Origin of the sequence: Streptomyces sp. NPDC008125 (assembly GCF_042957125.1) — a bacterium.
In the GTDB taxonomy this organism is placed as follows: Bacteria; Actinomycetota; Actinomycetes; order Streptomycetales; family Streptomycetaceae; genus Streptomyces.
On the sequence record NZ_JBIBHR010000009.1, the window covers coordinates 253,334 to 268,245 of the forward strand.

The 14,912-nt window shown below is 70.4% G+C and carries 12 protein-coding genes, 1 pseudogene and 1 riboswitch; of the genes and pseudogenes, 3 read left to right on the plus strand and 10 right to left on the minus strand.

Annotation, left to right across the window (positions count from 1 at the left end; genetic code table 11):
• Positions 1-175 precede the first annotated feature (175 nt).
• The 10 genes and pseudogenes from ACFZAX_RS17895 to ACFZAX_RS17940 form a co-directional block, all read right to left on the minus strand.
• Entirely contained in the window at positions 176-1,087 is a 912-nt protein-coding gene (locus ACFZAX_RS17895; protein WP_390962526.1) for an acyl-CoA thioesterase domain-containing protein, read from the minus strand.
• 92 nt (positions 1,088-1,179) lie between these two features.
• Complete coding sequence (locus tag ACFZAX_RS17900; RefSeq protein ID WP_390962527.1) at positions 1,180-1,851, minus strand: TRIC cation channel family protein; 672 nt, start codon at positions 1,849-1,851, stop codon at positions 1,180-1,182.
• A gap of 18 nt (positions 1,852-1,869) precedes the next feature.
• A complete protein-coding gene (locus tag ACFZAX_RS17905) occupies positions 1,870-3,111 on the minus strand; it encodes a dipeptide ABC transporter ATP-binding protein (protein WP_390962529.1) in 1,242 nt (413 codons plus the stop codon).
• On the minus strand, positions 3,108-4,208 hold the full coding sequence (locus ACFZAX_RS17910; RefSeq protein WP_390962530.1) for an oligopeptide/dipeptide ABC transporter ATP-binding protein: 1,101 nt from the start codon (positions 4,206-4,208) through the stop codon (positions 3,108-3,110). The genes ACFZAX_RS17905 and ACFZAX_RS17910 overlap by 4 nt, the downstream gene beginning before the upstream one ends.
• Positions 4,205-5,212 (minus strand): ABC transporter permease subunit, encoded by a 1,008-nt coding sequence (locus ACFZAX_RS17915; RefSeq protein ID WP_390962531.1) that lies wholly within the window; start codon positions 5,210-5,212, stop codon positions 4,205-4,207. The genes ACFZAX_RS17910 and ACFZAX_RS17915 overlap by 4 nt, the downstream gene beginning before the upstream one ends.
• A 72-nt stretch (positions 5,213-5,284) precedes the next feature.
• A complete protein-coding gene (locus ACFZAX_RS17920; protein ID WP_390962532.1) occupies positions 5,285-7,060 on the minus strand; it encodes an ABC transporter substrate-binding protein in 1,776 nt (591 codons plus the stop codon).
• A gap of 36 nt (positions 7,061-7,096) precedes the next feature.
• On the minus strand, positions 7,097-8,098 hold the full coding sequence (locus tag ACFZAX_RS17925; protein WP_390962533.1) for an ABC transporter permease subunit: 1,002 nt from the start codon (positions 8,096-8,098) through the stop codon (positions 7,097-7,099).
• A gap of 658 nt (positions 8,099-8,756) precedes the next feature.
• On the minus strand, positions 8,757-9,545 hold the full coding sequence (locus tag ACFZAX_RS17930; RefSeq protein WP_390962534.1) for an enhanced serine sensitivity protein SseB C-terminal domain-containing protein: 789 nt from the start codon (positions 9,543-9,545) through the stop codon (positions 8,757-8,759).
• A gap of 354 nt (positions 9,546-9,899) precedes the next feature.
• Positions 9,900-10,667 carry an enhanced serine sensitivity protein SseB C-terminal domain-containing protein gene (locus ACFZAX_RS17935; protein WP_390962613.1) on the minus strand — a complete coding sequence of 256 codons (768 nt, stop codon included), beginning with the start codon at positions 10,665-10,667 and terminating at the stop codon, positions 9,900-9,902.
• Between the two features lie 285 nt (positions 10,668-10,952).
• Positions 10,953-11,447: pseudogene (locus ACFZAX_RS17940) on the minus strand (AAA family ATPase); the annotation flags it as partial.
• A 167-nt stretch (positions 11,448-11,614) separates the two neighbouring features.
• Positions 11,615-11,712: riboswitch (glycine riboswitch) on the plus strand.
• A gap of 148 nt (positions 11,713-11,860) precedes the next feature.
• Between ACFZAX_RS17940 and gcvT the strand changes: the two are divergent.
• The 3 genes from gcvT to glyA all read left to right on the plus strand — a co-directional run bounded on the left by gcvT (position 11,861) and on the right by glyA (position 14,792).
• The gene (gcvT, locus tag ACFZAX_RS17945) at positions 11,861-12,988 is read left to right on the plus strand and encodes a glycine cleavage system aminomethyltransferase GcvT (RefSeq protein WP_390962536.1); all 1,128 of its coding nucleotides are present in this window, start codon (positions 11,861-11,863) and stop codon (positions 12,986-12,988) included.
• A 145-nt stretch (positions 12,989-13,133) separates the two neighbouring features.
• Positions 13,134-13,511 carry a glycine cleavage system protein GcvH gene (gcvH, locus tag ACFZAX_RS17950; RefSeq protein ID WP_390962538.1) on the plus strand — a complete coding sequence of 126 codons (378 nt, stop codon included), beginning with the start codon at positions 13,134-13,136 and terminating at the stop codon, positions 13,509-13,511.
• An 18-nt stretch (positions 13,512-13,529) separates the two neighbouring features.
• Positions 13,530-14,792, plus strand: a complete 1,263-nt coding sequence (gene glyA / locus ACFZAX_RS17955) for a serine hydroxymethyltransferase (protein ID WP_390962539.1) — start codon at positions 13,530-13,532, stop codon at positions 14,790-14,792.
• Positions 14,793-14,912: the final 120 nt, after the last annotated feature.

Consider the following 14,912-nt stretch of genomic DNA (forward strand, 5'->3'; position numbering starts at 1 on the left):
TCAGGGCCCGTGCCGGCGAACGCCGCTCCCCCGGGCGCCGGTCCGGCGGAAGGCCGCGTCCGGGGAGCCGGGGCCGGGGCCCGGACAGCACAGGACCCGTCCGGCGGTCCACCGGACGGGTCGGGAAGCGGGATCGGGGAGCGGGTCGGGGCGGCGCTACGGGCGGGGGCCGCGCTCAGCCCCGCGGCGCCCGGGCGAGCTGGCGGGACTGGGCGACGAGCCGGTCCGCGCTGTCCCAGACCTCGGCGTCCTCCTCCAGGAAGCCGCCCGCGAGGTTGCGGGTGGTGATGGCGACGCGCAGCGGGCCGGGGGCCGGGCGGCACCGGACGTGGACGGTGAGTTCGACGGTGGGGGTCCACCCCTTGAGGCCCAGCTCGAACGAGGTCGGCGGCAGCGCGTCGACGGCGAGCAGCACCGAGAGCGGGTCCGGGTCGCGGCCGTCGGCCAGGCCGAACCAGCCGCGCATCTCGCCCTTGCCGGACGGCTTGCCGAGGGCCCAGCCGACCGTCGCGGGGTCGAGCCGGATGTCCAGCCGCTCGGTGATGGCGGAGCTGCCGGGGATCACGTCGCCGCCCGCCTCGGTGCCGAGGCACTGGTCGAGCGGCGGGATCGCCGGCGGCAGGGCGGTGGTGCGGACCTCGTCGGTGACGGCGTCGAGGTCGCCGTAGGTGGCGAGCACACGGATGCGGGCGACCTCGCTGCCGTCCTCGGCGTACTGGTAGAGGGTCGCCTGGCCGGTGGAGAGGGTGCGTCCGGCACGGACGACCTCGGTACGGATGACGGCGGGACCGGGCACGGAGGCGGTGAGGTAGTGCGCGGTGACCGAGAACGGATCGGGGTGCGGCAGCGCGTCGCCGAGGACGCGGCCGAGGAGGGCCAGCAGATAGCCGCCGTTGACCGCGTGGATGATGGTCCAGCCCGCGGAGAGCTCCGCGTCGTAGACGCCTTCCTCGCGCCGGACGACCGCGGTGTCCCGGTCGAACTCGCTCTCCCCGACGGCCGCCCGTGCGAGGGTGGCCGGTCCAGAGGTCGCCGGTCGCGAGGTCGTCTGCCCGGTCGGCGCCGGGTGCGCTGCTGCCTGTGCCATGCCAGCACGCTACACCGGCAGATTACTGAGCGGTAGCTTTTGCGTCCCGCGAGCGCTCCCCCACGCGGGCGGCCGGCCCTTCCCGGGTGGCCTCAGGTGGCCGCCGCCCCCTCCTCGCCGCTCGCCGAACGGCGGTTGTACGCGCGCGGCGCCCGCCAGTGGAACCGCATCGCCAGCAGCCGCAGGGCGAACCCCGTGACGACGGCGCAGCCGGTGGACCAGCCGTTCAGGGCGTGGAACTGGATGCAGAGCGCGACCATGGAGGCTCCCACGAGGGCGGGTACCGCGTACAGGTCCCGGTCCCAGCGCAGCAGCGAGGGCACCTCGTTGGCCAGCACGTCCCGCAGGACACCCCCGCCGACCGCGGTGGCGAGGCCGAGTGCGACGGCGGCGGTCAGGCCTAGCCCGTAGTCGTACGCCTTGATCGTGCCGCTCACGGCGAAGAGGCCGAGCCCCGCGGCGTCGAAGACGTTGACGCCGACCTGGATGCGTTCGACGTGCGGGTGGAGGAAGAAGACCAGGACGGCCGCGATCAGCGGGGTGAGGAAGTAGCCGAGGTCGGTGAAGGCGGCCGGCGGCACCGCTCCGATGATCACGTCACGGAAGAGCCCTCCGCCCAGCGCGGTCACCTCGGCGAGAACGGCGATGCCGAAGACATCGAAGTTCTTGCGTACGGCGAGCAGAGCGCCGGAGATCGCGAAGAAGAAGATCCCGACGACATCGAGCGCGTGCTGGACGGAGGGCGTGAACAGTTCGGTGAGCACCGGCCAATTGTGCCGGTGCTACTCCTTCGGGCCGTCCCCCGTGTCCTCGGTGGCGCCCGGGACCTGCGGCCCGGCCGCGTTCCCGGAGTCCCCGGGCACCTCGGCCGCGGTCCCGGCCGGTTCCGGGTCCGGGTCCTGTGCCCGCTTCGGGGCCACGATCTCCACCGCGTCCCGCGCCGTCGCCAGCACGGTCTCGCCCGGAATCCGGTCGGGCGCGTTCTCCGGGTGGTGGCAGGCGACCTGGTGCCCGGTCTTCAGCGTGACCAGCGGCGGTTCCAGCGTGGTGCACGCCTCCGTCGCCTTCCAGCAGCGGGTGTGGAAACGGCAGCCGCTCGGCGGCGAGATCGGCGAGGGCACGTCGCCCTTGAGCAGGATGCGCTCGCTCCTGGCCGCCCGGCGCTTCGGATCCGGTACCGGCACCGCGGAGAGCAGCGCCTTGGTGTAGGGGTGCATCGGCGTCTTGTAGAGCGAGTCGCGGTCGGCCAGCTCCACGATCTTGCCGAGGTACATGACCGCGATCCGGTCCGAGACGTGCCGGACCACCGAGAGGTCGTGGGCGATGATCACGTAGGTGAGACCCAGCTCGTTCTGCAGATCGTCGAGGAGGTTGACGACCTGCGCCTGGATCGACACGTCGAGCGCCGAGACCGGCTCGTCCGCCACCACGAGCTTCGGGTTGAGCGCGAGCGCGCGGGCGATCCCGATGCGCTGGCGCTGGCCTCCGGAGAACTCGTGCGGGTAGCGGTTGAAGTGCTCGGGGCTCAGGCCCACCAGTTGCAGGAGGTCCTGGACCTTCTTCTTCACCCCGCCCTCGGGCGTCACGCCCTGGAGCCTGAACGGTGCCGAGACGATGGAGCCGATGGTGTGGCGGGGGTTGAGGGAGCCGTACGGGTCCTGGAAGATCATCTGGATGTCGCGGCGCAGCGGCCGCATCGCGCCGGTCTTCAGATCCGTGATGTCACGGCCCTCGAACTCGATTCTCCCGCCGGTCGGCTCGATCAGCTTGGTGATCACCCGGCCCATGGTCGACTTGCCGCAGCCGGACTCGCCGACGACGCCCAGGGTCTCCCCCTTGCGGACCTCGAAGTCGAGACCGTCGACGGCCTTCACCGCGGCCACCTGCCGCTGCAGGATGCCCTTCTTGATCGGGAAGTGCTTGACCAGCCCTTCGACCTTCAGCAGCACCTCCCGGTCCTCGGCCGCCTTCGCCTGCCGCGGCAGCCCGGCCCCGGCCGTGTCCGTGTTCGTCGTCTCACTCACAGCTTCGGCGCAATCTCTTCGGTCCAGATCCGCGTGCGGTCCTCCGTCGGGAGGTGGCAGGCGGAGAAGTGCCCGCTGCCGACCACCTGCAGGTCGGGGCGCTCGGTACGGGTGATGCCGCCCTTGGGGATGTCCGCGTACGGGCAGCGCGGGTGGAAGGCGCAGCCCGACGGGACGTTGATGAGGCTCGGCGGCTGGCCCTTGACGGGGACGAGACGCTCGGTCTGCTCCCGGTCGATGCGGGGCATCGAACCGAGCAGACCCCAGGTGTACGGGTGCTGGGGCTGGGAGAAGATCGCGTCCACGGGTCCGCGCTCCACGCACCGGCCGCCGTACATCACGAGGACCTGGTCGGCGATCTCGGCGACCACGCCGAGGTCGTGCGTGATGAGGACGACCGCGGAGTCGAACTCCTTCTGCAGATCCCGGATGAGGTCGAGGATCTGCGCCTGCACGGTGACGTCGAGCGCGGTGGTGGGCTCGTCGGCGATGAGCAGTTGCGGGTTGTTGGCGAGCGCCATCGCGATCATCGCGCGCTGGCGCATGCCGCCGGAGAACTCGTGCGGGTAGCTGTCGACGCGCTGGGCCGGCTCGGGGATGCCCACCCGGTCCAGCAGCTCGACGGCCCGCTTGCGCGCGGCCTTCCTGGTCACGTCGTTGTGGACGCGGTACGCCTCCACGATCTGGTTGCCGACCGTGTAGTACGGGTGCATCGCGGACAGCGGGTCCTGGAAGATCATCGCCATGTCGCGACCGCGCAGCCGCCGGACCTCGTCGGGCGCGGCGCCGATCAGCTCCTTGCCGTCCAGCCAGATCTCGCCGCTCATCCGTACGTTCTTGCCCCGGGCGCCGAGCCGGTGCAGGCCCATGATCGCCAGGGAGGTCACGGACTTGCCGGAGCCGGACTCGCCCACGATGGAGAGGGTCTGGCCCTTCTCCAGGCGGAAGCTGAGCCCGTCGACGGACTTGACGAGGCCGTCGTCGGTCGGGAAGTGCACCTTGAGGTCGCGCACTTCGAGGAAGGCGGTCGGTGCCGCCGATCCGGCCGCGGGAACCGGGTCGCCCACTGCTGCGCCGGTCTTGGACAGTTCGGTCACGAGAGCCTCACCCGCGGGTCGGCGGCGGCGTAGAGAAGGTCCACCAGGAGATTGCAGAGCACGACGAAGAACGCGGCGATCAGGGTGACGCCGAGGACCGGCGGCAGGTCGTTGTCGGTGATCGCCTGCACCGCGTACTCGCCGATGCCGTGCAGGGAGAACACCCGCTCGGTGATCAGCGCGCCGCCGAGGAGCAGGCCGAGGTCCATGCCGAAGACGGTGATGATCGGCGTGAGCGCGGCGCGCAGGCCGTGCCGGGCGACCACCGTGCGCTCGGGCAGGCCCTTGGAGCGGGCCGTGCGGATGAAGTCCTCGTTCATCGTCTCCAGCATCCCCGAGCGGGTGAGCCGCGCGTAGACGGCGGAGTACAGGAGCGCCAGTGAACACCAGGCGGGAATCAGTGTGTTGGCCCACTGCGCCGGGTTCTCGGTGATCGGGACGTACGTCCGGCCGAAGATCGGCCACTGGTAGGTGAAGAGCAGCAGCGCCAGCTGGCCGGTGAAGAACATGGGCAGCGAGACACCCGCGAGGGCGACACCCATGAAGGTGCGGTCGAAGAACGAGCCCGGCTTGAGCGCGGAGATCACTCCGACCGTGACGCCGGAGGCCAGCCAGATCACCGCGGCGCCCGCGGCGAGCGAGAGCGTCACCGGAAGGCGCGAGGTGAGCTCCGGCCAGACCTCGATGTGGTTCTTGAAGGAGTAGCCGAAGCACGGCGCGTCACAGTGCGCCGTGGTGGGGCCGAGGTCGTAGGTGGCGCCGCTGACGATCCCCTTGATGAAGTGCCAGTACTGGAGGTAGACGGGCTGGTCCAGACCGAGGTTGTGCTTGACCGCCGCGATGTCCGCGGCCGTGGGACTCTTGCCGATGTACTGCTGCGCCAGCTGGTCGGGGGTCTGGCCGGCGAGCCGGGGCAGCAGGAAGAAGATGCCAAAGGTGACCGCCGTGACGACCAGCAGCAGGATCACTGCCGCGACCGTCCGGCGGAGGATGTACGAGATCACGGGGATCGGCGCCGGTTGCCGCAGGCCTTTCGGCCTGCGGCAACCAATGCCTTCACCTGCCTTCCGGGGCTGCTACTTCTTGGTCGTGCCGATGTTGAGGTAGTCGTACTCACCGCTGAAGGCCGAGGTGGACACCAGGTTGGTGGCGTACGGCGAGCGGTACAGCAGGACCTTGAAGTAGGTCAGCGGAACGAGGACCGCCTCGTCCATGGTGGTCTGGTCGACCTCCGCGTACAGCTTGTTGCGCTCGGCGACGTCGGGCGTGGCGATGGCCTGGGCCAGCTTCGCGTCGACCGTCTTGTTCTCGAACTGCGAGAGGTTGGTGTTGCCGGACTCGCCGATCGCCTTGCTGTTCAGGATCTGCTGCAGGAAGCCGTAGCCGGACGGCCAGTCGGCGCCCCACTGCATCATGATGATGCCGACGTTGTTCTTCAGGTTGAACGCGGGGACGCCCGCGTAGTCGGTGAAGTACTTGCCCGACGGGTACTGCTTCAGGGAGGCGTCGATGCCGACCTTCTTCAGCGACGCGATGATCGCCGTGGCCGCGTCGACCTCTTCCTGACGGTCGCTGCGCGCGGTGATGCTGGTCGTGATCTTGTCCTGGCCGCAGGCCTTCAGGTGCTCCTTGGCCTTGGCCTCGTCGCCCTTGTTGCCGTCGGTCGCGTACGCGTCCGCCTTCTCGTAACCGGTGATGTCCGGCGGGAGGACGGTGCTGGCGACGTCACCGCGGATGCTGCCGCCCTCGGCGGTCTGCACGGAGACCTTGTCGATGGCGTACTGCACGGCCTTGCGGCACTCGACGTTGTCGAACGGCTTCACCTTGGTGTTGATCGCCGCGTAGACCAGGCGGCCACCGTAGGTGTTGTCGGTGTTCGCCTTCTTCTTCGGGTCGCTGACCAGCTGCGCCTGCGTCTGGGTCTCGACGCCCTTGCCCTGGAGGTCGATCAGCGTGTCGCCGGACTGGAGGTCCTGGTCGATCGTCGACTGGTTGACCTTCAGGTTGACGACGATCTTGTCCGGGTACTGCTTGCGCAGCGGGTCGGTCTTGGGGTCCCAGTTCTCGTTGCGCACCAGGACGGCCTGCTTGCCCTCGGTGTAGCTCTGGAACTTGTACGAGCCCGAGGACACGATCTTCTTGACGTAGTCGACGCCGGTGTCCTTGGCCTGCGGGACCGGGGCCGTCTGCGGGGTGGCGACCAGGTAGTCGAACTCCTGGAAGGCCTGGTTCAGGTGGAAGACGATCGTGGTGTCGTCCGGCGTCTCGATGGACTTGAGGCCCTCGGCGCTCTTGTCCTTGTACGGACCCGTGTACTTGTCGCCGCCCTCGAGGAACTGCTGGAAGTAGTTGGGGCCCAGCGAGAGGACGTCACGCGCGAAGTTCGAGCGCTCGACGGCGTACTTGACGTCCTTGGACGTGATCGGCGACCCGTCCTCGTACGTGACGCCGGCACGCAGCTTGTACGTCCAGGTCTTGCCGCCGTCGCTCTGGGTGCCCGGCTCGGAAGCGAGGTCGGGGACGAGCGTGTTGCCCTTCTCGCCGGCGTCCGGCTTGAAGGTCATCAGCGGGCGGGCGTACAGCCGGCTGAAGTTGTACATGTACGCGTAGTAGGTGTTGCCCGGGTCGAACGAGTCCGGGACGTCCGACATCGCGTAGGTGACCGTGCCACCCTTCGCGGTGGAGGCGTTGACGACATCCTTCGTCGCGGCGTCCGCGCCGGCGGACTTGATCCCGCCGTCGCTCTTTCCGTCGTCTGCCTTGCTGCAGCCGGCGAGCAGCAGGGTCACGCTGCCCAGGGCCGCAACAGCGGCAAGTGATGACCTTCGCATGATGGTCGGAATCCCCTCCATTGTCGGAAACTTGTGGAGCTCTCTCCGCGGACGGAGTCAGCGGCTGCGCGGGTCGAGAGCGTCGCGGAGACCGTCACCGAGCAGGTTGAACGCGAGCACGGTGACGAAGATGGCAAGGCCCGGCACGACCATGTACTGGGGATCGATCTGGAAGTAGTCGACCGCCTGGTTGAGCATGCCGCCCCACGACGCCTGGGGCGGCTGGATGCCGACGCCCAGGAAGCTGAGCGAAGCCTCGAAAATGATGTTGGTCGGGATGAGCAGCGTCGAGTAGACGATGATCGGGCCGACCAGGTTGGGCAGCAGCTCCCGGAAGAGGATGTAGGGGCCGCCGGCCCCCATGCCGCGGGACGCGTCCACGAACTCGCGTTCGCGCAGGGCCAGCGTCTGCCCCCGGACGATCCGCCCCAGGTAGGGCCAGTTGAAGAAGCCGATGACGAAGATCAGCACGCTGATGTGGAGCGGCAGCCCGTCGAGCCCGAAGGCACCGCCCTGCAGCGTCGCGGAGATGGCGATGGCGAACAGCAGGAGGGGGAAGGCGAGGAAGGTGTCCATCAGGCGGCTGATGACGGAGTCGACCCGCCCGCCGTAGTACCCGGCCACCACACCGAGGATGGTGCCGATGACGTTCGAGAGCACGGTGGCGCCGAACGCGACCACCAGGGACACCCAGGACCCTTCCAGGATGCGGGCGAGGATGTCGCGTCCGAACTTCGGCTCCACGCCCAGCGGATGATCGAGGCTCATGCCGCCGAAGCCGCCCGTCGGCAGCGAGGTGCTGCTGTCGATCAGGTCCTGGTGGAAGGCGTTCGGATCGAGTCCCAGCAGGGACTGGAGCGGCCGGGACAGGGCGGCGATCGCGATCAGCAGCACGACGACGACACCACCGACAACGGCGATCTTGTCCCGTTTGAAGCGGATCCAGGCGATCCGTCCGAGCGAACGCCCTTCGATCTCCTTGGACTTGATGCCCTCGTCGAGCACAGCCTCCGGCTGCGCCCCGGCAGCCGCCCCGGTGGTCTCGATCGGTGCGGTCACAGCGCCCTGACCCTTCCAGCCGGTGGTCACCGGCCTTTGCGATGCCGCTGTCGACGGCTCGCCTTGCCTATGAGATTGCCCAGTGACCGCAGATGACGCGACCCCGCTGAGCAGCTGAACTTCGATGCGTACTCGCTCACGGAATCGGCGACCCCATGCCTGACACGGGAGTCTTCAGCGTGTACGCGATCAGTCGCCAGAGCTGACGGGGAAAGTATGCGCAACCGTGATGCGGTCCTGGGTCTACCGTTATCCGAACACCGGGTTACACCCCGCGAACGGTAGGCGCTCGACGCACAAATGGGTGCACAGGGAGACGAGTTCGGTGTTCACCACCCGGAAACCGCCAAGCGGACATGACGGTCGGTCGGCGTGACCGGAAGAAAAAGGGGTCATTCCTCCGCCTCGCCGGAAGGGTGACGGAGAGACAGCGCAAGGGCGGCGGAAGGACAGCGAAGGGCGGACGCACACAGGAGGGTTTCTTCCCGGCCCGGGAGCCGTCGGGGCGTCACATCGCCCAGGAACCGGGGCCCGGTACGTGCGGCTCGGCCCGTCCGGCCCCGTACGTCCCGCTCACGAAGCCCTATTCAGGAAGTGCCGCTCAGGAAGCCCCGCTCAGGACGCCCGGCTCAGGTCTGCCCCACGCGGGACGTCCCGCTCAGTAGGCCCCGCGCTGCGGGTATCCGTAGCCGCCGGTGACCGGCGCCTGCGCGGGAGCCGCGTGCGCCTCCCGGTCGTAGAACGGACGGGCGTTGGCCCGCAGCCACATCGCGACCGGGTCGTAGTCGTCGGACATCGCGACCGTGGAGACGGGGAGCCCGTCCGGGACGGCGCCGATCGTCTGCCCCATCATGGCGCGGGCCGACTCCACGGCGGCCCGTCCGGTGTCGTAGAGGTCGAGTCCGATGGCGAGGTAGGGGGCGCCGAGCGCGGGCTGCACCCAGGCGCGGCGCAGCGAGCGGATCGCCGGGGTGCGGTGCGCGTTCTGGGACAGCAGCGCGTAGAACTGCGGGATCTCGACGGCGGGTTCGGAGAGGGTGAGCGGGCCTGCGGGAAGCCGGTCGAGCCCGGTGGCGATCCGGCGCAGGTCCAGCCAGGGGATGCCGACGCCGCCACCGGGGGTGTGCGGATTGAGCCAGATTCCCCAGTGGTCGGGGAAGAGCGAGCGGGCGATCTCCCGGCCGGTGATCACCTCGTGGGCGCGGTTCCAGCCGCTGGCGGCGAGCTCCTGGGGAGAGGTGACGCAAGGGGCGTAACCGAGGCCGTCCACCCCGATGTTGCCGTACTGGGCGTCCGGGGAGCCGGCCGTGCCGTGCCAGAGCAGCATCCAGACCTGGCCGTCCGAAAGAGCCTTCAACAGCTCCTCGTACGTGTCGAAGCGCCCCGGGGTCACCTGGCGCAGCATGTGTTCGACCTGCCCGGCCGCCGCCGTGCCTGACGCACTCACCCTGGGTCCCGCCCCTCGTCGATTCACCGTGTCGCGCGGACGCCCCCGGGCGTGCGGGAGCGACCTCGCCATCAAACCAGCTTATGCGCCCTTACTGACACCGACTTGACGCCACCACCTGACATGACGGACAACGGCGGGCCCGCGGCCCGCCTCCGGAGAAGGGCGGCCGGCCCGTACGGCACGGCCGCTCTCCGCCCTCCAGGATGAACGGCTCACGGGGAGAACGGCCCGCCGGTGAACGGCGCACGGGGAGACTCACGGGGAAATCGGTTCACCGGCGGAGCGGTTCACCGGCGGAGCGGTTCACCGGCGGAGCGGCTCAGCCGGAAGGACGACTCACTCAAGGACGACTCACTGGAAGAACGGCCGCACCTTCTCCACCATCCAGTCGCCGACCGGGTCCTGGGCCACGTCGAGCAGGACGAGGTTGACGGGCCACGGCACCTGTACGCGGCCGAGCGCGCGGCCCAGCGCCTCCAGGGGAACGCTCCGCGTCGTCTCGTCCCACATCGACGCCTGGAATCCGGTGACACCGATGAAGAGGACGGGGTCGCCGCCCTCGATGCTGGCCAGGGCCCGCCGGGCGGTGGCGACCAGGCCGGTCTGCCGGAACTCCGCGGAGACGGCGGCGAGGAAGTCGACCGGCTCCTCCTTCCAGTCCGGCTCCCACAGCCGCACCCGGCCGCCGCCGGCCGGTCCGTCCAGCGGGGTGTTCCCGGTGCGGCAGAGCTCGGCGACGGCGGCGGGGGGCAGCGGGAGCCCGACCGCCCCGCCCGGGTTCACGGCGATGCCGAGCTGCGGGGGCAGTCCGCGCGCGAATTCGCGGGCCGGCGCGACGGCGAAGGAGAGGTGGGTGCCGGCACAGCCGAGGAACTGCGCCTCGGAGCTGAAGACGGGGACGAAGGCGGCGCCGTCGAGTTCGATCGTCGGCAGGTCGAGGTCGGCACTGGCGGGACTGCCGCCGTTGGGCAGCGGAATCCAGACCTGGCTGCGGCCGAGCACCTCGACGAGCCGGCCGGTCGCCTCGGGGACGCCCAGTGAGGCGCTGAGTACTTCTTCGAGCTCGTTCGCCGGCCACCCCTGGAGCTGCTGGGGCGGCATCTGTGCCGGGATGTCCACTGCCTCTGTGTCCTCTACTCGACCGTGTCCTGCGGCAGAAACAGTAACCGCCGACGGGCGTCGGCGTCCCGGCACCGGCACCGACGCCGGAACCGGCGGCGACGGGGCGCCGCCGACGGGCGGGCGCGGGAAGGCGATGGCCCGCAGCGCCCCCGCCGCCGGGCGGTCCAGCAGCACGGCGGAGGCGCAGCCCGGGGGCAGCAGACCGCGCTCCGTGTCGCGCAGCAGCCGGCCGACCGCGCGCCGGTGCCGGGCGAAGGCGTAGCCGGAGACGCCGCGTCCGCGTTCGCGCTGGCCCGCCCGGGCCGTCTCGGGGGTCACGTCGAGCAGCACCAGGTGGAGGGTGCGGCCCCGGCGCACCGCGTGGCGGGCCAGCCAGCGGCGGACCCAGGTCTGGGTCCCGCAGTCGTGGACGACGACCGCCTCGCCGGAGCGGAGCGCCCGGAGCAGCCCGTAGTAATGGGCTGCGCGGACCAGCGGGCGGTAGAGGGCGTACGGGAGTAAGCGGGGCAGGGCCGCCGTGAAGCGGTCCCGGGTGTCCTGGGAGTCGATGGCGCGGGTGGTGACCGCACGCCGGATCAGGGTGGACTTGCCGCTGCCGGGCAGGCCGGAGACGACGACGAGGTCCCCGGGGGCGAATTCCAGCCGCCGCGGTCCGTCCCCGGCCCCACCGCGCAGGTCGCGCACGGCCGGCGGCTCCTTCTCGGCGGCGGGCGGTGCCTGCCGCACCGCGACCCCCCACCGCACCACCCCCGCGTACGGTCGCAACGACATCGGCATTCCCCCTGTCGAGTCACCCCAGCACCTGCCCACAAAGTGTAAAGAAAAGGTAATGCGCGGCAAGTCTCCCGGACGGGAGGCCGGGCGGCGGCAGGGGCGGGGGTACCGGGCGCCGGGGCTGCCCGCCGTGCGTGCGATGATGTGCGCGCAACTGCATACCGGCCGTTTGAATCCACGCGGGAGAGTCCCGGCCACCGTGTGTGCCGGGCGCCGAAGGAGCAAGTTCCTCCCTTGAATCTCTCAGGCCCCGTACCGCGTGGATGAGGCAGATCTGAAAAGCGAGCCGGTCACCGGCTCCACCCAAGGTGCAAGCCGACCCGTCAGGGGCCTCTCGGCGAACCTCTCAGGTTCCGATGACAGATGGGGAGGGACCGTCCTCGTCGTCATGCCCTGCGCGCCCTGGGAGCCACCTCATGAGCACCGCCCCCCGTACGACCGCCCTCGATGCGCTGCATCGCTCGCTGGGCGCGACCATGACCGACTTCGCCGGCTGGGACATGCCGCTGCGGTACGCCAGCGAGCGTGACGAGCACAACGCGGTGCGCACCCGCGCCGGGCTCTTCGACCTCTCCCACATGGGCGAGATCGCCGTCACCGGCCCCGAGGCCGTCCGCTTCCTGAACCACGCGCTCGTCGGCGACATCGGCACGGTCGGCGTCGGCCGGGCCCGCTACACGATGATCGTCCGCGAGGACGGCGGCATTCTGGACGACCTCATCGTCTACCGCCTGGCCGAGGACGAGTACCTCGTGGTCGCCAACGCGGGCAACGCCCAGCTCGTCCTGGACACCCTGACCGAGCGGGTCGCGGGCTTCGACGCCGAGGTCCGCGACGACCGCGACGCCTACGCGCTGATCGCCGTCCAGGGCCCCGCGTCCCCCGCCGTCCTGAAGGCCGTCACCGACGCCGACCTGGACGGGCTGAAGTACTACGCGGGCCTGCCCGGCACGGTCGCCGGGGTGCCCGCGCTCATCGCCCGTACCGGCTACACCGGGGAGGACGGCTTCGAGCTCTTCGTCGCCCCCGAGCACGCCGAGGCCCTCTGGCAGGCGCTCACCGAGGCCGGTGCCCCGCACGGCCTGATCCCGTGCGGGCTCTCCTGCCGCGACACGCTGCGCCTGGAGGCGGGCATGCCGTTGTACGGGCACGAGCTGACCACCGCGCTGACCCCGTTCGACGCGGGCCTCGGCCGGGTCGTGAAGTTCGAGAAGGAGGGCGACTTCGTGGGCCGCGAGGCGCTCACCGCAGCCGCCGAGCGCGCCGGGACCGCCCCGCCCCGCAAGCTCGTCGGCCTGGTCGCCGAGGGCCGCCGGGTGCCGCGTGCCGGTTACCCCGTCGTCGCCGTGGGCGGGACCGGCGCCAAGGTGATCGGCGAGGTCACCTCCGGCGCCCCCTCCCCGACGCTGGGCAAGCCGATCGCCATGGCGTACGTGGACGCGGCGTTCGCCGCGCCCGGCACCGAGGGTGTCGGCGTCGACATCCGGGGCACCCACGAGCCGTACGAGGTCGTGGCCCTGCCCTTCTACAAGCGTCGGAAGTAGGCGTCGGGGCCCGTCGCGCCCGCCCACGCCCCGCCCCCACGCCCCGCCCACGCCCCGCCCGTCGGGCCGAACGTGACGCAGTCGCGTCTCATCCCGTAAGACCATCGTTCATCAGCACCCACCCGCGTACAGGAGAATTCAGGTCATGAGCAACCCCCAGCAGCTGCGGTACAGCAAGGAGCACGAGTGGCTGTCGGCCGTCGAGGACGGCGTGGCGACCGTCGGCATCACCGAGTACGCGGCCAACGCGCTCGGTGACGTCGTGTACGCCCAGCTTCCGGAGGTCGGCTCCACGGTGACCGCGGGCGAGACCTGCGGCGAACTGGAGTCGACCAAGTCCGTCAGCGACCTGTACTCGCCGGTCACCGGCGAGGTCACCGCGGCGAACCAGGACGTGGTGGACGACCCGTCCCTGGTGAACTCCGCCCCCTTCGAGGGTGGCTGGCTGTTCAGGGTTCGCGTCGCGGAGGAGCCGGGGGATCTGCTCACCGCCGACGAATACACCGAGTTCTCCGGCAACTGAGACCCAAGGGACCGCCTGATGTCGCTTCTCAACTCCTCCCTCCACGAGCTGGACCCGGACGTCGCCGCCGCTGTCGACGCCGAGCTCCACCGCCAGCAGTCCACCCTCGAAATGATCGCCTCGGAGAACTTCGCTCCGGTCGCCGTCATGGAGGCGCAGGGCTCCGTCCTCACCAACAAGTACGCCGAGGGCTACCCGGGCCGCCGCTACTACGGTGGCTGCGAGCACGTCGACGTGGTCGAGCAGATCGCGATCGACCGCATCAAGGCGCTCTTCGGCGCCGAGGCCGCGAACGTCCAGCCGCACTCCGGTGCGCAGGCGAACGCCGCTGCGATGTTCGCGCTGCTCAAGCCGGGCGACACGATCATGGGTCTGAACCTGGCCCACGGCGGTCACCTGACCCACGGCATGAAGATCAACTTCTCCGGCAAGCTCTACAACGTGGTCCCGTACCACGTCGGTGAGAACGGCACCGTGGACATGGACGAGGTGGAGCGCCTCGCCAAGGAGTCCCAGCCGAAGCTGATCGTGGCCGGCTGGTCCGCCTACCCCCGCCAGCTCGACTTCGCCGCCTTCCGCCGCATCGCGGACGAGGTCGGCGCGTACCTGATGGTCGACATGGCGCACTTCGCGGGCCTGGTCGCCGCGGGCCTGCACCCCAACCCGGTGCCGCACGCCCACGTCGTCACGACCACCACGCACAAGACGCTCGGCGGTCCGCGCGGTGGCGTGATCCTCTCCACCCAGGAGCTCGCCAAGAAGATCAACTCGGCGGTCTTCCCGGGCCAGCAGGGCGGTCCGCTGGAGCACGTGATCGCGGCCAAGGCCGTGTCGTTCAAGGTCGCGGCCTCCGAGGAGTTCAAGGAGCGCCAGCAGCGCACGCTGGACGGTGCCCGCATCCTCGCCGAGCGCCTGGTCCAGCCGGACGTCACCGAGGTGGGCGTCTCCGTCCTCTCCGGCGGCACCGACGTGCACCTGGTCCTGGTGGACCTGCGCAATTCCGAGCTGGACGGTCAGCAGGCCGAGGACCGGCTCCACGGGATCGGCATCACGGTCAACCGGAACGCCATCCCGAACGACCCGCGCCCGCCGATGGTCACCTCCGGCCTGCGCATCGGTACGCCGGCCCTGGCGACCCGCGGCTTCCAGGCCGAGGACTTCACCGAGGTGGCGGAGATCATCGCCTCGGCCCTGAAGCCCGCGTTCGACGCCGAGGACCTGAAGGCCCGCGTCGCCGCGCTGGCCGAGAAGTTCCCGCTGTACTCCGGCCTGGGCAAGTAGCGACCGCCCGTTCACGGGCATTCTTCGCAGGTCGGGCGGGGCATCGCGCACACTGGAAGGTGAGCGCGGTGCCCCGCCGCGTTCCGTACGGGGCACCTCCCCCGCTCCCCTCTGCTCCCC